We start from the raw sequence: 23,947 nt of genomic DNA, 5'->3' as shown, positions 1-23,947 counted from the left end.
CAAACTTGGCCTGCGGAGAGACATTACGTCAATTTTCAGCGGCGCCGCGGGCTCGATTTCGTGTCGTAAAAACGAAACAACGTTCCGTGATGCGTTGTCCGAACGCCACCCGGTCACGGACGCCTTCGCAGCCGGCGAAAGTGTCACATCCACGAATTGGGGGAGTAAGGTTCAATTGTCCACCCGTCCGGTAGGTGAAGCGGCAACCCGCGACACCCTATGGTTTTACCGTAGCCGGATCGTTGCGCACAAAGTAAATCTGGATATAATGCAACCAAGACTGCGGTCATACCCCCAACTTGATTTGCATTGACGATCACCACGGCCCGAGAAGGAGCCCTGAATGCCGGCGGAGTTAACGAGTCTCGTCGCGGAACTAGAAACAAGCATCTCTCGCGTTGTTCTGGGAAAGTCAGAAGTTGTTCGAAAGTGTTTAATCACGTTGCTGGCGGGCGAACATCTGCTGCTGGAAGATGTGCCGGGCGTCGGAAAAACGTTGGTCGGAAAAGCGTTGGCTCGCAGTTTGGATGGCGAATTCTGCCGGTTGCAGTTTACGCCTGACCTGCTGCCGAGCGATATCGTTGGGTCGAACGTATTCAACAACAAGACGCACGAATTCGTTTTCCATCGCGGTCCGATCTTCGCCAACATTGTGATCGCCGACGAAATCAACCGAACGTCGCCCCGTACGCAGAGCGCCTTGCTGGAAGCGATGAGCGACAACCAGGTCTCGGTCGACGGCGTGACGCACGATCTGCCGACCCCATTTATGGTGATCGCGACGCAAAACCCGTTTGAGTTTGAGGGGACCTACCCGCTGCCGGAAAGCCAACTCGACCGATTTCTGATGCGGATCTCGATGGGCTACCCCGATCGAACGGCCGAGCGTCAGATTCTGGAAACGCACCGTCGCGGCGAACCGGTGGCCGAACTTTCCCCGGTGCTCCTCTGCGAACAGATCAAGCAATTGCAGGATGCCGTTCGCGAAATCGACATGAACGACTCGGTTCATGAATATTTGCTCGACATTATTGAAGCGACGCGAGATACTGACGACTTGCAAGTGGGCGCCAGTACTCGGGCCGCGATCAGCTTGTATCGCGCGGCTCAAAGTTTTGCGATGATCGAAGGCCGCGACTTCGTCGTGCCTGACGACGTCAAGCAACTGGCCGTTTCGGTTTTGGCGCACCGGGTGATTCCCAAAGGTTATCTTCACGCCGGACAGCGAGAAGCGGTTGAGACGATCGTCGGTCGGATCGTGGATGAAGTCGCCGTGCCGACCTAAGCGGACGATCGATCCGTCGGACGTTCATTTTCCCCAGCCGTTGTTCAGGCGCTAAAGGAGATCCGGATGTCGTTCTGGAGCAGACAGGGCTCCATGATTACTCGCGAGGGGACCTACTATCTCCTCGTGATGACGTTCATCGTGATCGGCGCCATGATCCGCAACTTTCAGTTGTTGATGGTCCTGGCCTGCATGATGGTCGGCCCTTTGTTGTACAACTGGCGCGTCGTCCAGGGGTCGCTACGTCGACTGAAGTTCTCTCGCAAACTTTCTCATTCGGTTTGCGCCGGCGATCCGTTATTGATTGAGCTGTGCGTCGAAAATTCGGGACGCGGTTCGGTCTATGCCGTCGTCGCTTGCGACGTCATCGAAGCGGTCGATGGTCCCAAGATTGGCGAAACCCGCGATGTGGAGGTTTTCTTCGCCCGCGTCCGGAACAGTACGCCGGAAACGTCGACCTATCGGGCCCGCGTTCAACATCGTGGGCGATATCGCTTGGGCCCGCTGGAAGTATCGACCGCCTTTCCGCTTGGGCTGATTCGCAACACGTTGCGGTTGGGCGATACCGATGATCTGGTCGTCTACCCGCGAATCGGTCGTTTGACCCCAATCTGGCGGCGAATGATCCAAGACGATCGCTCCGGCTATGCCGCCAGTCGCCGCACGCACGGCATGCATGAAGGAGACTTCTACGGTTTGCGAGAATGGCGAACCGGCGATCCCAAACAATGGATCCACTGGCGCACGACGGCCAAACGCAATCAGCTGGTGGTGCGTCAGTTTGAAAAGCAGAGCGAACAGGATGTGACGATCATTGTTGACGCCTGGGTATCGCCCCGCTCGACGGCGGCAGAAGAAGCGAGCGTCGAGCGAATCGTCAGCATGGCCGCTTCGGTCGTCGCCGATCTCTCGGCGGTCGGAGGCTGTCAAATGTACTTGGCCTGCGCCGGCGCCAAATCAAAAAATCTCCATGGTTCGGTTTCGCAGGCGTTCGTGCACGAAGCGATGACCATGCTGGCCGAAGTGACGCCGGCGACGCATGACGCCATTGATCGGGCGCTGCTGGAAGCGCTGCGCGTCGGGCGAACCGGCAAGGTGGTGATCCTCAGCTCACGCAAGCTGGAGCTTTCCGACACCAACACGTTCCAGCAGGTCTGGAACGACCACACGGTGCGGTCCGAGATCGGACGGGTTATGTACCTATCGGACGCTCGGGGTGAGTTAGAAAACCTATTCATCGACGGCGCCCAAATTAACGCTGAGAAGGAGTCGTCATGAAGGTCGAACGGCTACTGCAGATCAGCGTTGCGGTTTTGGCGGCGCTGGGTGCGATGTTGCTGGGCGGGGGTGAGACGGATGACGCTGCATTGCCGATTGCGGCGGTGGCGGCGGCGTTCATTTCGGTTTACGTGACCGACATTCAGCGATGGTTCAGCTTGAACCGCAATCTCGCCAACATCGCCGCCTTGTTGGCGGTCGCGTTCTCGATCTCCGACTTCTGGCCCGGCGACAGTACCCAAAAACTGCAGGCAATCGCCAAGTTGCTGATCTATCTGCAGATTGTGCTGCTGTTCCAGCGGAAGTCGACGCGGGTCTATTGGCATCTGTGCGTTTTGAGCCTTCTGCAGGTGGTGGTCGCCGCGGCGCTAAATCTGAACGTCTCGTTTGGCTTTATGCTGGTCGCGTATATGTTCGCCGCGCTGACGACGCTCAGTTTGTTCTTCATCTATCGCGAAACGGTCCGCGTCGATCCCGTTTTGAAAGCCGAGCACGATGCGATCGACAATCGCCCGGTCTTTGCCTTGTTTGGCGGGCGAGACGAGTTGGTCGACAATGGTGAAGAAGGGGGCGAAGCGGTCGTGCTGCAATCGCGGTTGCCGAAGAACCTGGCGACCGTCTTTTCGAGTTGGCAGATGTTCGTGCAGGTCTGCCGCTTGGGATTCGTTACGTTGATCGCGACCGTCGTCGTCTTTTACGCGTTTCCGCGGCCCAGTCGCGACCAGTGGGGCGGCCGATTTGCGGGCGGCCTGCGTGAGACCGGTTTTAAAGATCAGATTTCGTTCGATCGCATGGGCCGCATCATGCAGAGCGACGAAATGGTGATGCGGGTCGCGTTTCGCAGTCCCGTGACCGACGCACCGCGCGAGTCGCCGATTGAGCCCTATTTCCGCGGAACGGTTCTCAATCGATATCAAATCCAGACCTCGAGCTGGATTACGACCTATTCGCCCGATGACGAGGGGGCCATCGAGTTGCCGACTCCTCCTCCGGGACAAGAGATGGTGCGGCAAGTCGTCGTCTTGAATCCGCGGACGCGGTTGGTGCAAACGGCGCATGGGCATCTGTTGTTCAGCGTCTATCCGGCTTATCGCGATCGGCTGACTTCCAGCGAAATCATCGACGACCGGATGGCCGGGTTCCTGTCGTACGCCACGCCCGACGTTCTGGGCGCCAAACCGTCGCAATACAACGTGCTGATTCCCTGGCGACCCGCGGAAATGGAGAATCGCTTGCTGGCGGTCGTAAGTCGCGGGAAGGACAAGAACAAGCTCGATTACCGCACTCGAGAGTACTTGAACACGCTGGACGACATCGAGGTCTTCGCCTTCGGACAGTTGCAGCAGACGACTCGTCAGGTGATCGCCGACGCCAAGATTGATCCCAAAAATGATCTTGAGATCGCCGAGACGTTGGAGCGATTTTTTACCGACGAGGGGGAGTTTAGCTACACGCTCGAAATCGATCCGCGCGTCCGCGATCCGAATCTTGATCCCTTGGAGGACTTCGTCGTCAATCACCGCTCAGGACATTGCGAGTATTACGCCGGCGCCTTAGCGCTGATGCTGCGGTACCAACAGATCCCTTCGCGGATCGTCGTGGGATACAAAGGGGGCGAGTACAACTCGGTCGGCGGCTACTTCGCCGTCAAGCAAATGCACGCACACGCGTGGGTCGAGGCCTACATCAAACACGAAGATCTGCCGGAGTCGCTTCGCGATAACTATCCGGTCGGCGCGTGGTTGCGACTCGATCCGACGCCCAGCGGCGAGACCGACGCGGTCTACGAAGAAGACGATGGCCTGCTTAGCAAGACGCTCGATTGGTTCGATTATCTCGAACTGATGTGGCGCGATTACGTGGTCGAGATGAATTCGGAACGCCAAGAGAACGCGATCTACAAGCCGTTTACCGATCGCATTTGGCGGCCGCTGGGCGGTTGGTTCAACTACGAAGAGTGGCGACAGTGGGTGAAAGACCAGGCGGCCAAGATCGGCGTCGATATCGAAGGGGAATGGTTTAGTTGGTACATGAGCCTGCTGACGATCTTCTGCACGATCGCCGGTTTCGGCATCTACCATTTAGGCCGCTTCCTCGTGCGGCGGTTTGGCGTCCCATTCTGGCGTTGGGTTCGCCGGCAGTTGCACTTCAATCGGCATGGCGTCACGTTCTACTTACAGTTGGAACGCCGCCTAGCGAAGCGAGGCATGCGACGCAAGCCAGGGCAAACGCCGCATGAGTTCGTCGACTCCCTCCGCGAGCGTCTGACGCCGGTCGCCATGGACGCCATCGCGCCCATCGTCGAAACGTACTACCGCGTCCGCTTCGGCGGCGCTATGCTCAGCGAAGAGGCGCTGGCCGGGATCGACGAGCGGATGCTGATCTTGCAGACGGAGCTTGATCAGATTGATCGAGCCCCACGGTTCTAACCGAACCAGCGCATTCGCATTACGTGGGGTGGGGCAACGGCAGCGACACGTCGCGCGGACGATCCTCAAGCTTACGCCCTGATTTTTCCATGGCGTAGGCCAAGATTTGGTCGCACGATAGTTGCAAGTCCGGCTTGAAGGCGCCATTCTCGTCGCGAAATAGGGAAGCGTCGCCAAACCAGATGTCGGGCCAGAAGACCAAGTCGCAGATATTAGCGTTGGGAAACTGCGTCTCGAGCCACGACACGTAATATTCAGATTGATGTTCTTCGTCAAATCCGGTGGTCGTTAAGACTTCGATGACGTCAGCCGCTTCGCGATAGGTCAGGTCTTCCACTAGCAGCGGTTCTGGAACCCAAGCGCTAAGGACAAACTGTTCCTTGTCGGTTGTCTTCCAATAGTTGGTGAACTCATGCGTTTCGCATTTTCGACTTGTCCGCGCGTGCCAACGCGCAAGTAGCGAAGAGGCGTCATCCCCTGATTCCAATGCATCTTCGATCTGGTCGCAAAGCTCACCCAATTCCGCCAGCTGTTGCGGCGTCGGCTTCGGAAGGCGAAATCGCTCGGGAATCGGCATGACGCTTCCAGTTGCGAGCTACACGTTAAACAAGAAGTGGCAAACGTCCCCATCCTGCATGATGTACGCCTTGCCTTCGACGCGTAATTTGCCGGCGTCGCGAATCGCTTTCTCGGAGTGGCACTGCTCCAGGTCGGCGACCGAGTAGGTTTCGCAGCGGATGAAGCCGCGTTCGAAGTCCGTGTGAATCACTCCGGCCGCTTGCGGGGCGGTGGCGCCAATCGGAATCGTCCAGGCCCGCACTTCCTTCTCGCCGGCGGTAAAGTAGCTTTGCAGGCCCAGCAGCTTGTACGCCGCCCGGGCGAACGCGTGCAGAGCCGGTTCGGTCAGGCCAACGCTTTCCAGCATCTCATTGCGGTCGGCTTCGTCCAGTTCAGACAATTCCGCTTCGAGCCGGGCACAAACTGGGACGACTTCGCCCCCTTCTTCTTCAGCGCGAGCCCGCACTTTGGCGACCAGATCCCCTTCGCCTGCTAGGTTGTCTTCGTCGACGTTGGCGAGGTACAACACCTTCTTGGCGGTGATCAAACCGAGTCCGCGAATTCGCTTGGCGACTTCCGGATCAGTGATCGACATCGAGCGAATCGGTTTGCCGGCCGCCAGAACTTCGTAGCATTCCGACAACAGCTCGATCCGGGCCTTGGCTTCTTTGTCGCCCGACCGGGCGCCCTTGGCGGCGCGTTCTTTCGACGATTCGACCGTTTGCAGGTCGGCCAGCATCAGCTCGGTGTCGATCGTTTCGATGTCCCGAATCGGATCGACCGAGCCGTCGACATGGATGACGTCGCCATCGTCAAAGCAGCGAACCACATGCACGATTGCGTCGACCTCGCGGATGTGCGACAGGAACTTGTTACCCAGGCCTTCCCCTTCGGACGCCCCCTTAACGATGCCGGCGATGTCGACCAGCTGCAGCACCGCCGGAATCACCTTTTGCGTCTTGATGAACTGCTGGATCGTCTCCAGGCGGGGGTCAGGCACCGGAACGATGCCGACGTTCGGCTCGATCGTGCAGAACGGGTAGTTCTCACTGGCGATGCCTGCCGCGGTCAAGGCGTTGAACAGCGTCGATTTGCCGACATTGGGGAGACCGACGATTCCAGCTTCCATAGCTAACTGACTTCTATCTGAGGGAGTGTGATTGTTGCGCCAAGCCGTTGATTTTACCCGAAAACGCCCCACCGGTAAGCGGTGCTGCCGAAGCTGGGCGAACCGATCCGCGGCGGGAAACGGAAAAAGCGTCGATCGCTGGGCGATCGACGCTTTGACTTGGCTGATTGGCCGCGAGCGAGGGGCGACTAGTACGAGCCGCGTCCCAGGTTGCGGGGGCTGCGGGTCGGCGTGGCGCTGCGGGTCGACGTTGAGTTCGACATCGAGGTCGGGTAGCTCTGCGTCGTGTAGGTCGGCTCGGCATAGGTCCGCACCGAACGGCTGCTCGGCTGCGTGTAGACGTGACCGCCGCCTTGGCTGCTCATCGTCGTCTGCGACCCTTCATAGATAATGTCCCCTTCTTGCGGGCCGGCGTAAGTCGGAACGCCATGGCTGATGTGGGCGCCATGAGCATTCCCACAGCCGCAATCCGGGCCGCAATCGCCGCCGCAGCTCGAGCCGCAGCCGCACGAAGCCTGGCCGCACTCGCAACAGCGGTTGCCGTAGCGGACGCCCAGGATGCCGGGATGGCAGATCTTGTGCGGGTTCGGGCCGATGTAGTTGCCGTGGCAGTCGCACGGGTCGCACTTCGGCGGATCGCTCCACCATTCGCCCCAGTAGGTTTCATCACTGCAGCCCGAGCCGCAGGTCGCTTTCTTACGCAGGTAGCTCAAGATCACCTTCGGCGGAATGATCGGCAGGCAAAGCTTGAACGGCGAGCAGTTGGCCTTGCCGCAAGTTGGCGCACAGGGGCTTCCGCAGCTCGAACCGCAGTCGCTGCAGGGCGCCTGATGGTAGTGCTGGGCGGCGCCGGTTTGGGCGGAACCTAGGATGATCGCCATCGTGATGACGGCGAGGATGGCTGAAAGTCGCATCGGCGAAATTCCTCTTGGCTGACGGCGGGGGAGCAGGCACAGGCCCACGGAGTAACGTCCGTTAACCCTCTCTATCGGCGTTACTCTTCCGCTAATCGAGAAAATCCGCATAACCGGCAAAGTTTTCCACCCGGCCGGGGCTAGCAGCTGGCGGCCGTTTTCTAGGCCAAGAAATAGAAAAAGGCCGTCGCGTGGGGCAGGAACGCGACGGCCCTAAAGAAAGGGCGAACCCCTTCTTTTGTGTTGAAATCATAACGCTATTTATCGTCAGGAACTCGGTTGCGGTTCATCGCAATTCTCAACTTTTGCCTTTACCGCGCGGCCAAAAAACGGCCAGCGCCGATTCTTCCACATATCCCGAATTTTCGTCAGCGCCGACCAATCGACCGTCTCCCCTCCCAAAATCTCCGCGAGCGTCTCCTCCTGGCCGCGATACCCCGGCGGGAACCGCAAAATCACCTGCGAGCCGCTTTCGGTCTTCCGCGCCGCCAAAGACGCCAGCGTTCCTTTGGCAATCTGCAAGTCGCCCAGCTCGACCAGCGTGTCGACCCGCGGCCCAAGCAAAAACCGCCGATAGCAAAAGTGCCAGCCATTCTCTTTCTTGATCAACTGCCCCAGCGTAAACCACGGCGTCCGCGGCAAGCTGATCATGGTGAACGCCGACAGCCTCGTCGTTTCCAGAGTCAGCGGATAGCGGCGCCACGCCACCAGGTCCCACATGATCCGCACGCTCAGCTTCAGCGCTTGCAGCGAACGGTTCATCGTCAGCGCGGCGATGATCAAAATCGGCAACGCAAACATCAGGCCCAGCGCCGGGTGAATCCAGCACAAGAGGTACATCACCAGCACCACGCCAATTCGCAAGCACCGCAGCGCCGTATCGACCAGCGGAAACGGCGACAGCAAAATGATCACTTCGACCAGGTTGCCGAAGATCCAGATCGCCGCATAAAACCCCAGCATCACCACAATCGTCAGGTACGTCAGCAGCTTCTCCGTCAGCGTCGGATCGGTCCCCAAGTCGGCGCCCAACAAATAGATGATCAGCCGCAGCCCAAACAAAAAGCCGACGAAATTGAAGACCGCCCCCAAGATGTTCAGCGGCGTCTTCAAATAACTGGCGAACGTCAGGATCGTGTCCTTGAACAACACGATCAAACTGCAGATGCCGGTGATGATCCAAAACCACGGCTGGTAAAAGAAGAACAGCTCGCCCCGCTGGTCCGACTCGGTCATGAAGTAAACGACCGGCCCCGTCACCGACAACACCATCAGCGGCGACAGCCCGGTCGCCGTCACGCCGACGACATTCTCCATGCCGCTGGTCAGCAGACCCGATCGTCGCCGCCCAAAGTATTGCGAAAGAACATGCGTCGGCGAGGAGTAGATCTCGTCATGCTTCTCCACCGCCGGCGATTGTTCAGCGGCCGGCACAACCTCCTCGGCGCCGATCGCAAACGTCGGCAATGCGATCAGAACCAGCAGCGAGACCAGCGCCGATTTCATGGTTTCCCCCCTGCACAAAGGTAAACAAACGCCCAATTTACCCACTATTCGTCACGAGATGGCAAATCTCAGAGTTTGACCCTGTTAATTGCCTTGCTCGCCCAGTTATACTATTTATCCTGCCAAATCGGATGTTGCCAGTAAGTACGATTCTAAACCTTCCCGCCTTATGACGCCTCCCTTGCCGATCCGCCGGCTGCAGCACATTGCGGTCGCCGCCGCTGACGCCGTCCAAAGCCGCGACTTTTATCGCGACGTGCTCGGCTTTCGTGAAGTCGAACGCCCGCCGTTTGATTTTCGTGGCGCCTGGTTGTGCGGGTACGGAATCCAGATCCACGTGATCGAGCGGACCACGCCGCTCAAGACGTCGATCGGCGACATCGACACCCGGGCCAGCCACCTGGCGTTTGAGGTCGAAGACCCCGCCGCAATCACCACAATTTTGGAAGGCCACGGCATTCCTTACATCCAGCGGGTCAACGCCGGCAACATCCACCAGACGTTTTTTCACGATCCCGACGGCAACCCGATTGAGGTCGCCGTTTACCCAACTGATCCACCGTTTCTCCCCTAGTCGAGGTTGATCGGCCGCTCGGTTTGCCTGCCGCGAAGGTGTGGCGATCCGAGCCAAGCCGCAGACCTCACATCAAAAAAATCCCACCTAAGGAAAATCTTATGAACGCCAAACGAATCGTTCTGCCGCTGGTCGTCGCTCTTTCGGTCGTGATCGTCGCCGACGTTCAGGCAGGCATCTTCGGCCGTCGCCGCGAGCGGATCAAAGCCGAAGTCGCCGCGCAGCTCCGCTGGGAAATGAATGGTCAAATCGAACAACAAGTCGCCGCCGCCAAGGCCGAAAACGCCGCTCAGCTGTCTGCCGAATCGAGCGAGCAGATCCAGGCCGAAGCCGCCGCGCTGAAGGCCGAACTGCAAGCGGCCGTCGCCGACATGCGCAAGTCGGCCAAAGCGATGCTCGCCGCCGAAGCGAAAAAGCTGCAGCAGGAAACGGTCGCCGAAATCGCCAAGCTGCGCACCGACGCCGAAGCCAAAATCGCCGCCCAGTCCGACAAGCTGAACAAACAGTTCGACGTCGCCGTCGCCGACCTCAAAAAGCAGGCCAACGCCAAGCTGGATGACGTCGCCAACCAAATCAAGACGCAGACCGACAAAATCGCCGGCCAGGTCGAAGCGAAGCTCGAGCCGAAACTCAAGGCCTCGCTGATGACCGCCCTCACCGAAAAGTCGCCCGCCGCCCCGGCCGACGACCAGCCGGAAGAGGAAAAGCAGGAAACCCCCGCCGTCCTGACCAACGAAACGACGGTCAAAGAAGAAGCCCCGACCGAAACCAAGTAGCCCCCACGGCTGCCAGCCCAATCAACCTCTCCCAGCCGTCGGCGACGAAAGTCCCGGCGGCTGTCTTGATTTCGAACCCAATATTGAAATTCCCAAAAACACGAACCCGAGTGCGCAAGCCGAGGGAATGCGGCCGCAATGTAAATGACGAATGCCGAAACCAGAATGACGAATCAAACCCGAATGAGCGAATGATTAAAAGCGGAAAGCGGACCGGACCGGACCATGTTCCAACTTTTTCTTAACCTGGCGCCATGCTCTTATCGCGTCGCACGCGCGATTGAAGCATGTCTTCGCCCTCCGTTAACAACCTGGACCACCGGACCGGACCATTTCGTTTTTTCACGCCGAGTGGACTCGGCCGCAGCTTTTTTTCTTCAGCGCCACCGGGGCGACCTAACCCGAGCCTGCACATCACCTTCCGCCAAACCGGGCGCGACCGGACCGGACGATTCCCTTTTTTTCGCACACCAAGTGGACTCACCCGACTCCTTTTTTTCCCGCCTTCACCCATCCACGACCACCGATCAACTGGACCGGACCGTTTCGCTTTTTTTCGAACGGCAAGCGTCTCCTCCTGGGTGCCACTGGCCATAGCCAGTGTCTTCCTCGGCTGCAGCGGCGATCGCTGCTCGCCATCAGCAAGCGGACCGCCGGACCGGACCGTTTCCCCTTTTTCGAAAGTCGAGTGGACTCAATCGCGTCATTTTTTTCCCAGCCCGACCCTCCTGCCAACATGCCCAAGACAAGCGCACACCGAGATCGCAACCGCCCAGCCATTTCGCCCGCGGCAACTCGACCTCAGTGAGAAAAATCGGAACCCCAGATTTTCCCAAATATCGAGCAATTGAGCAAACCGATTTGGGAGGGTGAAGATGCCGCCAGAGCGACCGGCAAGAAACGAAAAAAGCCGCCCTGTACGTGACATGACGGCTGGTTGCTCCGTAGAGCAGTGCCTGCGAATTTTTCATTCTTGTTACGAAAAGAGTCGCAAGCAGAAATCAGATACACTGCTGTTCAGCGTACCTGCCCAACGGTGGGTCGTCAACCCTCCAAATTTTAGGGGCTGACGTGCCCTAAGCTGAAAATCTCGCTCCTTGGACCAATTCGCAACTGAAAGCCACCGTGGTCATTGTTGTAGTAACTACCGGAACTTTCATTCTCCCCAGTGTCATCGGGGCTAGTTGTATTATAATTAACCATCGGTGGCTTTCAAGATACTGGTTGACATGGCCGGACTTTTCGATACATTTATCTCTATCAGGCCAAAAGAAAGGAAACGTCACAGAGTTGCACCTCTGTGACGGTCGCCAATCTTGAAACGCATTGAGAACTGGCTCGGCCGACTGTATTTGCGAAACAGTTCCTGGTCCTAGGCTGATATGTGAGAGTACGCTGGCTCGAAGGGAGGGGTGCATCTCTCCCGGATGGATTGCCGAGATCTGTCGTGTGACGCAGCACGAGGGCTAGTGTACTCGTTTTACTTTTCCACAGCAAACACCGAGGGGACTATGTCAGATTTGGTCCTAGGTCTCGACATTGGCCCAACGTCTTTGGGCTGGGCTCTTTTTTCCAAAGACACTCTCATCGACTGCGGCGTCCGCATCTTCCCCGAAGGGGTCGATCGTGATCAGCAAGGGGGCGAGAAATCGAAGTCCCAAAGTCGCCGCGTTGCCCGGGGAATTCGACGTCAGGTCCGCCGGAGAGCGCAAAGAATGCGACAGTTGAAGGACGCATTGATCAAAGCAGGGCTTTTTCCTGCCGATCTAGAGGCGCAGACCGAAATTCTAGCGACCGATCCCTACGAATTGCGGGCCAAGGCGCTGCTGGAGGAACTGACGCCGCACGAGATCGGGCGAGTCTTATTGCATCTCGCCAAGCGGCGCGGTTTCCTTTCCAATCGCACCACCGATCGCGGCGGCGGAAGCGAACTGAAGGGGATCCTGGCCGCGATGACCCAGTTGCAGGCAGAGATTGCCGAACGGGGCTGCGAAACCTTAGGACAATATCTTCATCAACTTGGCGTCAGCGACGAGGACGCACTGCCGCGCTTGCGCGGTCGCCATACGTTGCGGGCAATGTACGAAGACGAGTTCGACAAGATCTGGGAAAGACAGTCTTCCTTTCATGCGGAGCTTCTGACCGAAGCGCTTCGGTATGGCTCAGAAGGAAAAAAAAGTTATCCGCTCATTCCCGAGGCGCGGCGCAAGGAAGAAACCTTGCTTAAGCGATTCGGTTTGCACGGGCTCATCTTCTTTCAACGGAAAATGTATTGGCCGAAAAGCATGATCGGGCGTTGCGATCTAGAGCCGAAAGAGAAACGCTGCGCGAAAGCGGACCGCCTGGCGCAACGTTTCCGCATTCTGCAAGAGGTCAATAATTTGCGGCTCTTTTCGCCCGCCGATCGCAAGGAATATTCCTTCGTCGAACTGGTTGGGGCCGACGCTGACAAGAAGCTCGTCGCTTATCTTAGCGAAGCGAAGGAGCGCACCTTTCCGCAAATTCGAAAAAAGTTCGGGCTGCCGGAATCAGTGGCGTTTAACTACGAACGAGGTGAGCGTTCGAAGCTGAAGGGACACGAAACCGACGCGCTGTTCAACGGCAAGAACGGATTGGGTAAGAAGCGATGGAATAATATCGCCGACGACGTAAAAGATGAGATCATTCGAATTGTTCTGGAAGAAGATCGGGAAGATGTTGCGATCGAAAAACTGACCAACCAGTGCGGTCTCACCAGCGACGAAGCGGCTATCGCAATCGCCCTTCACCTCCCCGCGGGATATTCGAACTATTCCCGAGTCGCGATCCGCAACTTGTTGCCTCATCTGGAAGCCGGCATGCCGCTGATGGGCAATGACGCGTCTGACTCGGCGCTGCACGCTGCGGGATATCTCCGTCCGGATGAACGCGAGGTTCGTCAATACGAAAAACTTCCGGAGCCGCCCGAAGTGCCCAATCCGCTGGTGCGGCAAGCGTTGTATGAGGTTCGCAAGGTAGTGAACGCGTTGATTCGAGTACACGGTCGGCTGGGAACGATCCGGGTTGAATTGGCCCGGGAAGCGAAAAAGTCGGCCGAAGAACGAACGCAGATCCGAATCGCCAATGCGAAACGAGAACGCGAGAATGCCGCGATCGCGAAGACGCTGCAAGAGTTGAAGCCGCCGGTTCGTTCAACCCGTCGCAATATCCAACGCTATCTGCTTTGGCAGGAGCAGGGAGGCGTTTGCATTTACACCGGAAAGGCGATCAGTCAGGCGCAACTTTTCGACTCCGGCGAGGTTGACGTCGACCACATCTTGCCTCGGTGGCGCAGCCTGGACGACTCCATGGCGAACAAGGTAATTGCGCATCGCACGGCAAATAACGAAAAGGGAGACAAGACGCCGTGGGAATGGCTGGGGCACGACAAGAGTCGTTTCGACGAACTGCTATTGAGGGCACAACGGCTTTCTTATGGAAAGCGTCAGCGTTTTGTGCAAGAGCATGTCGAACTTTCGGAATTCGTTGAGCGTCAACTTCGCGATACGACCTATATTAGTCGCTTGGTGGTCCAATATCTGAAAGGACTTGGCGTTCCGATCACGACGGTGAAAGGGCCGATGACGGCGGAACTACGTCATCAATGGGGACTCAATGCGTTGTTGAACGCGGATGGATCGCAGCGGAAGAATCGCGCGGACCATCGACATCACGCAATTGACGCGGTGGTCGTCGGGTTGACTGACGCGAAACGGCTGCATGCGCTGGCCAAGGCGCGCGGCAGGGACATGGAATTCCCATGGCCGAAGTTTCGCAGCGATGTCGCGGACGCTTTAGGGAGACTGAAGGTCTCGCATCGAGTTCGACGCCGGATTCAAGGCGCGTTACACGAGGCGACGATTTACGGCGCTACCCAGAAAGCGGAGACGCCGAGGCCGCAAGCGGACCGCCCGTGGGCGAAGGGGTGGGTCGAAGATCCACAAGTCGTCGTGCGTCGTAAGGCGGTGACCGATCTGACGAACACGAAACACTTGGAGAAGGTTCGGGACGTGACGATTCGCCGCATCCTGCAAGATCATTTGCGCCAGCGGCAGATCGATCCTACAAAACCAGGAGCCATTCCCAAGGACGCGTTTAGCGGCGAGAACGCTCCCCAAATGCCGTCCGGAACGCCGATCAAGAAAGTACGAATGGTTGAGGAAGGGCAAACGTTCAGGCCGCTGCGCGAAGGAGACCGCTTGCAATTGACCAAGCCCGGCAGCAACCATCATATTTCTTACTTTGCGGTCGAAGAAAAAGGGGAAGAGGTTTGGAAAGGAAGCGTGACGGTGATGTGGGACGCCGCCCGCCGCGCGAAAGACGCCGAAGCTTGCGGTAACATGGTGGCTCGCGATGATGGCGCCGAGGGGCGATTTGTGATGTCGTTGTCGATCGGCGAGATGTTTGAAATGACGCAGGACGACGGCGAGATTATCTTGTGCGTTGTTCGCAAGATCGATCAGCGTAGTAAACGCGTTTACTACAAACGACATACCGATGCGCGGCCCGTGGCGGAAATCAACAAAGACAATCTTTATTTGACCCCCAAGAATTTGCAGCAACGTGAGGCGCGCAAGGTGACCGCCACGCCGCTGGGACAAATTCGGGACGCGAACGATTAAACGCGTTGAATCGCATTTTTGCCCAACTACAATGCCAACCAAGCGTTTATTGCGTCAAGGATGACCCAACTTCACTTTCGTTGAATCGAAGTTTGGGTTCTTATGATCAAACGAACGGTCGAGATTTCTCGCGAGGCGGTGCATTTAGGGCTGCGGCACAAGCAACTCACTTTCAAACGCGATGGGGAGATCGTTCACTCGATTCCCTGTGAAGAAATCGGGATGGTGGTGGTCGACCATCCTGGAACGACCTACACGCATGCAGCGCTTCGTCATCTGGCCGAGTCCAATGCGGCGGTCGTGATTTGCGGCGTCAATCATTTGCCCGCGGCCATCTTGCTTCCGATCGCCGATCATAGTGAGGTCGTTTGGCGATTGCAGGAGCAGATCGCTGCGCCGAAACCGGTTTGTAAGCGACTGTGGCGACAAATCGTCTGTGCGAAGATTGACGCTCAAGCCGCCGTCCTACCTGATAGTTGTGGCGGGCGGCAGCGTCTCAAGGCTTTGATTTCGCACGTGAAGTCAGGCGATACGTCCAATGTGGAAGCGCGTGCCGCCAAAATCTATTGGCAATACTGGTATCCGGAGGTTGAGTTTCGGCGCGACCCGGATCGAGGCGGGCTCAACGCACAACTGAACTATGGTTATGCCGTCTTGCGCGCAGCAATCGCCCGGGCGATCGTTTCGGCAGGGCTAACGCCAGCGATTGGCCTGCATCATCGCAATCGCGCCAACCCTTTCTGTTTGGCGGACGATCTAATCGAGCCGTTTCGTCCGATGGTGGATGAGCGGGTTCGCGAACTTCATCGTCAAGGCTACGATTCGCTTTCACAGGAATGCAAGGGAGAGTTGCTGAAACTGCTCACCCAGCAGACCACCTTGGGAGGTGAGAAGGGGCCATGGATGGTTCAGTTGCACCGGATGCTTGGCTCTTTGGTGCGCTGTTTGAGGAAGGAACAGACGGCGCTGGAGATTCCCGTTCCATGCGAATAAGCGGGTACCGAGCGATGTGGATCATGGCGATGTTCGACTTGCCGACCGATACCAAGCAGGCGCGAAAGGAATATGCCTTATTTCGTAAGAAACTGCTTGAAGATGGCTTCTATCGAATGCAATACTCGATCTATCTTAGGCCTTGTGCCTCGAAAGAAAATGCCGAAGTCCATTTGCGGAGACTCCGCGCATTTCTGCCGCCGGAGGGAGAGGTCGCGGTCCTTTCCATTACCGACAAACAATACGAACGAATGGAATTTATGCTGGGAAAACTACGTGAATGTCGCCCAGGAATGCCCAATCAGCTCGAACTTTTTTAGCGAATCTCGCACGCAAGTCGTGTTGTCACAGTCGTTTAGCAGGCAGGTAGTGTATCTGATTCCTGCTTGAGACCAATCCGCAACGCTTCCTGGCGAACATGATAATGTATCGCCAGTGTATCTGATTCCTGCTTGAGACCAATCCGCAACGCAATGGATCCAAAATTGAAAGCTGCGCTGAGTGTATCTGATTCCTGCTTGAGACCAATCCGCAACAAAAACGAAGGCGACCACCTCCCATATCGTAGTGTATCTGATTCCTGCTTGAGACCAATCCGCAACGAAGAGAAGCTACGGGCGGCGGCGGACTACAGTGTATCTGATTCCTGCTTGAGACCAATCCGCAACTACCAATGTCGCATCGCTCCGGTACTATTAAGTGTATCTGATTCCTGCTTGAGACCAATCCGCAACCCGATCTCCGAGAATTGCCGCAGCTGCAGAGTGTATCTGATTCCTGCTTGAGACCAATCCGCAACTGACTTCCGCAATCAATGACTATCGGGACGAGTGTATCTGATTCCTGCTTGAGACCAATCCGCAACATTGCGCGAAAAGTCGTCAGCGATCAAGGCAGTGTATCTGATTCCTGCTTGAGACCAATCCGCAACGCCTCGTTTGGTGGTTGCTCGCGTCGTCGGAGTGTATCTGATTCCTGCTTGAGACCAATCCGCAACACAGGTCCTGACGCATTCACAGGTCCTGCGAGTGTATCTGATTCCTGCTTGAGACCAATCCGCAACACAGGTCCTGACGCATTCACAGGTCCTGCGAGTGTATCTGATTCCTGCTTGAGACCAATCCGCAACTATGTACGAATAGGCCGTTTGACCCATCGTAGTGTATCTGATTCCTGCTTGAGACCAATCCGCAACTACGGATACGATCCAACACGCGAAGCGCAGTGTATCTGATTCCTGCTTGAGACCAATCCGCAACCGTTGGTGCTCGTCAGCCGCAAGATTCTAGAGTGTATCTGATTCCTGCTTGAGACCAATCCGCAACCACGACGGAATGGCAAAGCTGGCGGTTTCGAGTGTATCTGATTCCTGCTTGAGACCAATCCGCAACTAGCCAATTATCAAGCTTGCGTTGGTCTGGAGTGTATCTGATTCCTGCTTGAGACCAATCCGCAACACCATTTTTACGTTTGCGGTCGCGGTTGGAGTGTATCTGATTCCTGCTTGAGACCAATCCGCAACTGTTCAAACTAAGAGATAAGTCCGGGTAGGGTGCGTCTGGACGCACCAGAGATTGCGCGTGCGGACTGCCTTTGCCTTGCGTGGCAACGCACAGAAGTAACGTCTGCGTTGCCACGCGAAGTGGAATCTGGCGTTGGTTAGCGGGGCTTGGTGCGTCTGGACGCACCCTACTTTAGACTTCGGCCGCCGCGGCCTGCCCTACCGGATCTTCTCATCCGGCAGGCCGGATTGGATGCCTTGGTCGATGGGCATTTCGTCGGGTTTGCCGTTGCCGTGGACTGCGATCAGGCGGTCGAGTTCTTTGCGGAGCTGTTTCACTTTGGCGGCGTAGGCGGGATCGTTGATCAGGTTCTTGTCTTCCTGCGGATCGGCCTGCAGGTCGTAGAGTTCGGCCATATGTCGGTCGGGCGAGCCGTCGCCGTGTGGGTAGCGGATGTATTTGTACTGGTCGGTCCGCAGAGCCCGGACGTTGGGGGTGTAGGGGAACTGCTGTTCGTAGTTGTACTCGTAGTAGAAACTGTCGCGCCAGCTGGCGTCGTCGCCTTGGGCTAGGCGTTTCCAGCTTTTGCCATGGATGTTGTCGAGCGGCCGGGCGCCGCAGATGTCGAGGATCGACGGGGCGAAGTCGATGGTGGCCGAGATGTTGTCGATCACCTTCGGCTGGTCGGCCGGCGTGAGCCCGGGATAGCGGACGACCAGCGGAATGCGGATCGACGGCTCGTGGCCGGTCCGTTTGTCGACCATGCCATGTTCCCCTTCGAGCAGACCATTATCGGAGGTGAAGACGATCAGCGTGTTGTCGAGCTGGCCGGTCTTGTCGAGATAGTCATACAGCCGGCCAACGCTGTCGTCGACCGAGAGGATCGTGCCCCAATAGGCGCGGACCATGCGGGCAAAGTCGGCGACCGCCTCGGGACTGTCGTCGGGGAACTTCTTGCGCCAGTCGAAGAGCGGGCCATAGATGCCGTGCCAGGTATCGAGTCGCTTCTTGAACCAGGCCGGTTTGTCTTCGAGATGGAAGGCGGTCTCGGGGTATTGGATGTCGACCTGGTCGAAGGTCTGTTCGTACTTTTCCTCGGGCAGGTAAAAGCTGTGGGGCGCCTTGTGCCCGACCATCAGACACCATGGCTTGTCGCCGTCGCGCTTGCGGAGCCAATCTTCGGCCATGTCGGTGACGACGGTGGTGTAGTAGCCCGGCACGACCTTGCGGCCCTGGCCATTAAAGTTGAACTCGGTATCGAAGTACTTCCCTTGTCCCTTGTGAGTGACGAAGTAATCGAAGCCGGGGCGGGGCTCGTCGTTCTCTTCGCCCATGTGCCACTTGCCGAGATAGGCGGTTTCGTAACCTTCCTGCTGCAGCCGCATCGGGAAGCTGACGAAGTCGGACGGGTAGTCGGTAAAGTTGTTGACCACGCCATGGGCATGCGCGTAGAGGCCACTAAGGATCGAAGCGCGGCTGGGGGAACAAAGCGAAGTGGTGCAGAAGTGGTTCTTGAAGAGCAACCCTTCATTGGCCAGTCGGTCAACATGCGGCGTCTTCAGATGGGGATGCCCCATGCAACTGAGGGCGTCGTACCGCTGATCATCGGTCAGGATGAACAGCACGTTGGGACGCTTGGCGGACTTGGTAGCCGCGTCTTGGGCCAGCAGCGAGCTGGTCAGCGCGCAGAAGATCAGGAAAGAGGCGAGGATTCTCATGCGATCGAGGCCTTGTGAGAATTGTGCGGGGGCAGGTCGTCGGCCCATTTTGCCGGCGGACGGGTGTTTTTATCTTACCCTGCGGCAGTGGCCGTTTTTACCCCTGGGCAAAATTCGCTCGCCCGGCGCCGATGCTCAGCCGAACAGAATGTACGACTCGAGCTCGCCAGGCTCAGACCGTAGCTCTTCGCGGCTCGCAAAATAGCGACTTACGTCGCTATTTTGCGAGCCCATCCCTGCGAGGTTGTTTGAGGGGGAGAGTACGCCAATAACGAAAACAAATGGTTAGTTTTGCGATAGATATTCAGCTGGCGTGCAATAACGACTTTTCTGTTAGGTGCTCAAAATTGCGGAAAAAGGGCGTCTACTTTCGCGACAAGAATCACGGTCAGATTTTGTTTGTCTATGGATTTGGTGAAAATCAATGCATTTGGGGGAATTTCCACCCTTGGCGTTGGGTCGTCTTCAGTAGCGCATCGGCGGCGGGTGCGTCTTCAAACCGCTGGGCGGCATCGTTCCAAGTAACGCGCTGGTTGAGCCGAACGGCGACATTGCCAAGCAGGCAGAGAGACGTCAGCCGCGCCCCATAAGAGAAAGGACAGTCGGTTGGTCCGCCGCTACGAATCGCAGCCAGCCACTGTTGATGGTGGTTGCTGGGGTCTTCCATCGTCAGGGGCGAAAGTTGAAAGCCGTCTTGCGCAGTCCCGGGCACAATCTGGGGCATCCCGCCAAACTTGCCGGCGTAAACCTTGGATCGCTCGGCGACGATCAAAATGCCGTCGTCCGGAACGCGGCGGACGCCAACCACTTCGGCCGACGGTTTTTGGCCGCCGTCGTACCAGGTCAGCGGAATCGCGGGCGCACCGGTGCAGGCGACCTGGTATTTCACCACGCTCCAGCTCGGCGGCGATTCGTTCGAACCGTCGCCGGAGGTTTTGACCTCGATCGTCGTTGGCGCCGTGATCGGCAGACCGCTGACGATTGGATCGAGCAAATGGCAGCCGTTGTCTCCCAGCGCGCCGCTACCAAAAGCCCAGTGTCCGCGCCACTGCAGCGGATGATAGCCGGGCGCATAAGGACGCATCGGGGCGCCGCTGATCCAGAGATTCCAGTCGAGATATTCGGGGACCGGATAGTCGCCGGTAGGTCGCGAAACGCCTTGTGGCCAGAAGGGAGCGGTTGACCAGGCATGGATCGCTTTGATCTGGCCGAGTTCGCCTGCCTGCAAGATCTGCCGCAGCCGCCGATAGCCCCGTTTGGCGTGATGCTGTACGCCGAACTGGGTGACGACCTGGGAGTCTTTCGCGGCGGCCGCCATCACCTGACAATCGTCGTAGTTGTTGGAAAGCGGCTTTTCGCAATAGACGTGCAGCCCCTGTTGCATCGCCAGCAAGCTGGCCAGGGCGTGCGTATGGTCGGGCGAACTGATGACGACGGCGTCGAGATTGGCCGAGGTCAGCATCTCGCGAAAGTCGCGAAAGCCGGCCGCCGCGGGGAATCGCGCGCTGGCTTCGTTCAGGTACCGCGCGTCGACGTCGCACAGGGCGGCGACTTCTTCGTCCTGGCAAAGGGCCAGGTTGCTGAAGCCTTGGTTGCCGACGCCAATAAAGCCGAGCCGGAGTCGCTCGTTGGGGGATCTTGCCTGGGCTTGCTGCGGCAAATGGGGGGCGATCGCGGCGGCAGAGGCGCTCAGCAGCAAACTTCGACGGGAAATACGGTTGCTCACGCGGCGGTCCCCCTCTTGTCGCCAAGGGCCGCAGGGCCGAATCTAGTAGATTGGTTTTGGTCGCTTACTTGAAGAGAATCGCTTTGAACGAAGTTCCCCCGCCTGCCCCGAAATTCGACACGCTCCAAGAAGCGCTTACCGCGCATGGCGCTCCGCTTGACCCGGCGATCGCCGCCGAGCTCGACCGTTACGTGCAGGTGGTGTGGGAAATGAATCAAAAGCTGAATCTCACGCGTCATACCGACTACGACCGCTTCGTGGCGCGAGACGTTCTGGATAGTCTCGCCCTGGCGGGGCAGCTGAAGCCGGGGGATGAGATCCTTGATCTCGGTTCCGGCGGCGGCGTCCCCGGCGTCATCATCGCCATTCTACGTCCTGACGTGCAGGTTTCTTTGTGCGATTCGGTGACGAAAAAAGCGAAGGCGCTCGAAGAGATCGTCGGCCAATTGGGGCTTTCGATTCCGGTTTATCATGCCCGGGCGGAAGATTTGCTCGAAGATTTCCGGTACAACGCGATCGTTTGCCGCGCCGTCGCCCCGCTGAAAAAGCTGCTCACCTGGCTGGCCCCCCATTGGGCCTCGTTTGATCAGCTTCTGGCCATCAAGGGGGGGAAGTGGATCGAAGAACGCAACGAAGCGCGGCATTTCGGCCTGTTGGGGGATCTGCAACTGCGGAAAGAGGTCGAATACGAGAACCCCGGCAACGATCACCCGAGCGTGGTTTTGAAGATTTGGCCGGCTGGGCGGAAAGAACCGTAAAATTCGGCGCTTCTTCGACTTACCAATCGGTTGACGCGACTACGGTTTCCGAAGCATGATACATGATGAGGGAACTCGTCCTCGGGGATGATGCGCGACGTCCAAAGCTATTCTGATGTCGTGTGATTCCTTATATTCTGACTTTTCGTCAATAACTGCGCTCGCAGCGACCTATCGCGTTCGGGAGGATTGCGCCTTGGCTGGAACACTCGGAGACTTCGCGGAAAATCTGATTCGTCGTGGCATCGTTGGCCCCGATCAGTTGGCCGAAGCGGAGCAACTAGCAGACAAGAAGAAACTCCAGGTCCACGATGCGCTCGTCCAACTCGGATATGCGACCGGCGCCGACGTGATGAAGGCGCTCGCCCAGGAGCACGGGCTGGAATATATCGACCTCGACTCGGTGTTGATCAATCCGTCAGCGGTCGAACTGGTGCCGGAATCGGTCGCCCGCGAAAACGTCATCATGCCGATGTCGGAAGAAGATGGGGCGCTGCGGGTGATCGTGAGCAATCCGTTCGACCTCGAGGCGTTCGATAAGCTGCGGTTTATCTTGAACCGTAAGGTTGAGATCGCACTCGCCCCCCGCGAAAACATCCTGGAGTCGATCAACCGCTATTACGGCCAGCAGGAAGGCGAATCGGCCGATACGATGCTCCAGGAATTCACCGATACGGCGATCGACTTCACCGACACGATGCAGGAGGATACGCAGACCTACGCCGAAACCTCGGCGGTCGACGATAACTCGGCCCCGGTCGTCCGCCTGGTGCAGCTGATGATCAACGAGGCGGTTCAGCTGCGGGCTTCCGACATTCATGTCGAGCCGTTTGAAGACCGCGTCCGGATTCGCTACCGGATCGACGGCGTGCTGGTCGAGCGAGATAGCCCCCCCCGGCGGATGTTGGGCGCCCTGATTTCGCGGATCAAGATTCTGGCCGGAATTGACATCGCCGAACGCCGCCGTTGTCAGGACGGCCGTATCAAGGCGGACATTGGTACCAAAGAGATCGACCTGCGTGTCAATGTGATACCGACCAACCATGGTCAGTCGATCGTCATGCGTATTCTGGATAAAGATAGTATTAAAGTGGGGGTTCGGCAGTTGGGTCTGTCGGAAGCCTCGTTCCAGAAGTTTCAAAGTCTCATCAAGCGGCCCAACGGCATCATTCTGGTTACCGGACCGACCGGTTCCGGAAAAACGACCACGCTCTACGCCGCGCTCAACGAGCTGAACCGTCCCGACAGCAAGATCATCACCGCCGAGGATCCGGTTGAGTACTACCTGCCGGGGATCAACCAGACGCAGGTCCGCCACGACATTGGGCTCGACTTTGCCCGGATCATTCGGGCGATGTTGCGTCAGGCGCCGAACATCATCCTTGTGGGGGAAATGCGCGATCAAGAGACGGCTTCGATGGGAATCCAAGCTTCTTTAACTGGACACTTGGTTTTCAGTACTCTGCATACGAACGATGCGCCCGGTTCCATTACACGTCTCGTTGACATGGGGGTTCCCCCTTATCTCGTTGCGAGTACAATCATTGGGGTGCTTGCACAGCGTTTGGTGCGGATCATCTGCGACAAATGCAAGTCGCCATTTACCCCCAGCGACGCGGTTTTGGAAGAAGCCGGCATTTCGCCCGAGGACGCGGCCAACGCCACGTTCATGAAGGGACGAGGGTGCGGCAACTGCCAGCGAAGCGGATATAAGGGACGCCGCGGTATCTTTGAATTGATGCCGATGTCCGCCAAAATCCGGGAGCTAGCGTTCGAGGGAGCGTCGACTCAGGAGATTCGACGCGCCGCCGTGGGGCTGGGGATGGCGACCTTGTATGACGATGGCATCGCCAAGGCGATGAAAGGACTGACCACCCTGGAGGAGGTCTTTCGCGTCGCCAAGCAGGTGGAGAAGTAATCGCACTCCTAGGATCGGCGCAACCCGCCCACTTTTCGCAGCGGGTGTAGATTACGTCGCATGGCCGGGGGAATCCGTTTTTACGAAATGCGCCGCGATTCCGACCATTTCCTGGATTTCATCGGCCGCGCGGTGACAATGACAACGATCCGCCAGCTTTCCTATTCCTTTTCCCCTATCCTCATCCACGCAGCAGAACGGATCGCACGACGACTTCCGGCCTGATCAGGTCGGAGCCAGCAA

16 protein-coding genes and 1 CRISPR repeat array are annotated in these 23,947 nt (G+C 57.7%); of the genes, 10 read left to right on the top strand and 6 right to left on the bottom strand.

The features are described 5' to 3' along the window. Positions 1-343: 343 nt before the first annotated feature. The 3 genes from Enr8_RS23250 to Enr8_RS23240 all read left to right on the top strand — a co-directional run bounded on the left by Enr8_RS23250 (position 344) and on the right by Enr8_RS23240 (position 4,992). A complete protein-coding gene (locus Enr8_RS23250; RefSeq protein WP_146436352.1) occupies positions 344-1,285 on the top strand; it encodes an AAA family ATPase in 942 nt (313 codons plus the stop codon). 93 nt (positions 1,286-1,378) lie between these two features. Further along, a complete protein-coding gene (locus Enr8_RS23245) occupies positions 1,379-2,563 on the top strand; it encodes a DUF58 domain-containing protein (RefSeq protein WP_186767827.1) in 1,185 nt (394 codons plus the stop codon). Beyond that, positions 2,560-4,992, top strand: coding sequence for a transglutaminase TgpA family protein (locus Enr8_RS23240; RefSeq protein ID WP_146436348.1), 2,433 nt, complete (start codon positions 2,560-2,562; stop codon positions 4,990-4,992). The genes Enr8_RS23245 and Enr8_RS23240 overlap by 4 nt, the downstream gene beginning before the upstream one ends. Positions 4,993-5,011: 19 nt before the next feature. Here the strand turns inward: Enr8_RS23240 and Enr8_RS23235 are convergent, their stop codons facing one another. From Enr8_RS23235 to Enr8_RS23220, 4 genes are all read right to left on the bottom strand, one after another. Continuing rightward, positions 5,012-5,569, bottom strand: coding sequence for a hypothetical protein (locus tag Enr8_RS23235; RefSeq protein WP_146436346.1), 558 nt, complete (start codon positions 5,567-5,569; stop codon positions 5,012-5,014). Between the two features lie 18 nt (positions 5,570-5,587). Next, entirely contained in the window at positions 5,588-6,679 is a 1,092-nt protein-coding gene (ychF, locus tag Enr8_RS23230; RefSeq protein ID WP_146436344.1) for a redox-regulated ATPase YchF, read from the bottom strand. Between the two features lie 188 nt (positions 6,680-6,867). Continuing rightward, positions 6,868-7,593: a hypothetical protein gene (locus Enr8_RS23225; RefSeq protein ID WP_146436342.1), complete on the bottom strand. Its 726-nt coding sequence runs from the start codon at positions 7,591-7,593 to the stop codon at positions 6,868-6,870. Between the two features lie 267 nt (positions 7,594-7,860). Further along, positions 7,861-9,099 carry a hypothetical protein gene (locus Enr8_RS23220; RefSeq protein WP_146436340.1) on the bottom strand — a complete coding sequence of 413 codons (1,239 nt, stop codon included), beginning with the start codon at positions 9,097-9,099 and terminating at the stop codon, positions 7,861-7,863. Between the two features lie 169 nt (positions 9,100-9,268). Here Enr8_RS23220 and Enr8_RS23215 point away from each other — a divergent pair, with 169 nt between their 5' ends. From Enr8_RS23215 to cas2, 5 genes are all read left to right on the top strand, one after another. Continuing rightward, positions 9,269-9,673: a VOC family protein gene (locus Enr8_RS23215; RefSeq protein WP_146436338.1), complete on the top strand. Its 405-nt coding sequence runs from the start codon at positions 9,269-9,271 to the stop codon at positions 9,671-9,673. Between the two features lie 101 nt (positions 9,674-9,774). Next, positions 9,775-10,449, top strand: a complete 675-nt coding sequence (locus Enr8_RS23210) for a hypothetical protein (protein ID WP_146436336.1) — start codon at positions 9,775-9,777, stop codon at positions 10,447-10,449. Positions 10,450-11,876: 1,427 nt separating this feature from the next. Continuing rightward, positions 11,877-15,089 (top strand): type II CRISPR RNA-guided endonuclease Cas9, encoded by a 3,213-nt coding sequence (gene cas9 / locus Enr8_RS23205; RefSeq protein WP_146436334.1) that lies wholly within the window; start codon positions 11,877-11,879, stop codon positions 15,087-15,089. A gap of 102 nt (positions 15,090-15,191) precedes the next feature. Continuing rightward, positions 15,192-16,082, top strand: a complete 891-nt coding sequence (cas1, locus tag Enr8_RS23200; RefSeq protein WP_146436332.1) for a type II CRISPR-associated endonuclease Cas1 — start codon at positions 15,192-15,194, stop codon at positions 16,080-16,082. A 23-nt stretch (positions 16,083-16,105) separates the two neighbouring features. Then, positions 16,106-16,402, top strand: a complete 297-nt coding sequence (gene cas2, locus Enr8_RS23195; RefSeq protein ID WP_246120220.1) for a CRISPR-associated endonuclease Cas2 — start codon at positions 16,106-16,108, stop codon at positions 16,400-16,402. A gap of 48 nt (positions 16,403-16,450) precedes the next feature. Further along, a CRISPR array of direct repeats spans positions 16,451-17,604; the repeat unit is 36 nt; unit sequence AGTGTATCTGATTCCTGCTTGAGACCAATCCGCAAC. 198 nt (positions 17,605-17,802) lie between these two features. On the opposite strand, the gene Enr8_RS23190 is transcribed toward cas2, so the two are convergent. Further along, positions 17,803-19,302 (bottom strand): sulfatase family protein, encoded by a 1,500-nt coding sequence (locus Enr8_RS23190; protein WP_146436331.1) that lies wholly within the window; start codon positions 19,300-19,302, stop codon positions 17,803-17,805. A 421-nt stretch (positions 19,303-19,723) separates the two neighbouring features. Further along, on the bottom strand, positions 19,724-21,028 hold the full coding sequence (locus tag Enr8_RS23185; protein ID WP_186767825.1) for a Gfo/Idh/MocA family protein: 1,305 nt from the start codon (positions 21,026-21,028) through the stop codon (positions 19,724-19,726). 83 nt (positions 21,029-21,111) lie between these two features. On the opposite strand from Enr8_RS23185, the gene rsmG reads away from it, so the two are divergent. Both rsmG and Enr8_RS23175 read left to right on the top strand, forming a co-directional pair. Further along, complete coding sequence (gene rsmG, locus Enr8_RS23180; RefSeq protein WP_146436327.1) at positions 21,112-21,786, top strand: 16S rRNA (guanine(527)-N(7))-methyltransferase RsmG; 675 nt, start codon at positions 21,112-21,114, stop codon at positions 21,784-21,786. Between the two features lie 196 nt (positions 21,787-21,982). Further along, positions 21,983-23,704 (top strand): GspE/PulE family protein, encoded by a 1,722-nt coding sequence (locus Enr8_RS23175; protein ID WP_146436325.1) that lies wholly within the window; start codon positions 21,983-21,985, stop codon positions 23,702-23,704. Positions 23,705-23,947 lie beyond the last annotated feature (243 nt).

It is taken from the genome of Blastopirellula retiformator (assembly GCF_007859755.1).
GTDB lineage: Bacteria > Planctomycetota > Planctomycetia > Pirellulales > Pirellulaceae > Blastopirellula > Blastopirellula retiformator.
Note: the sequence above shows the minus strand (reverse complement) of the source record. Positions and strands in the feature narration are given on the sequence as shown.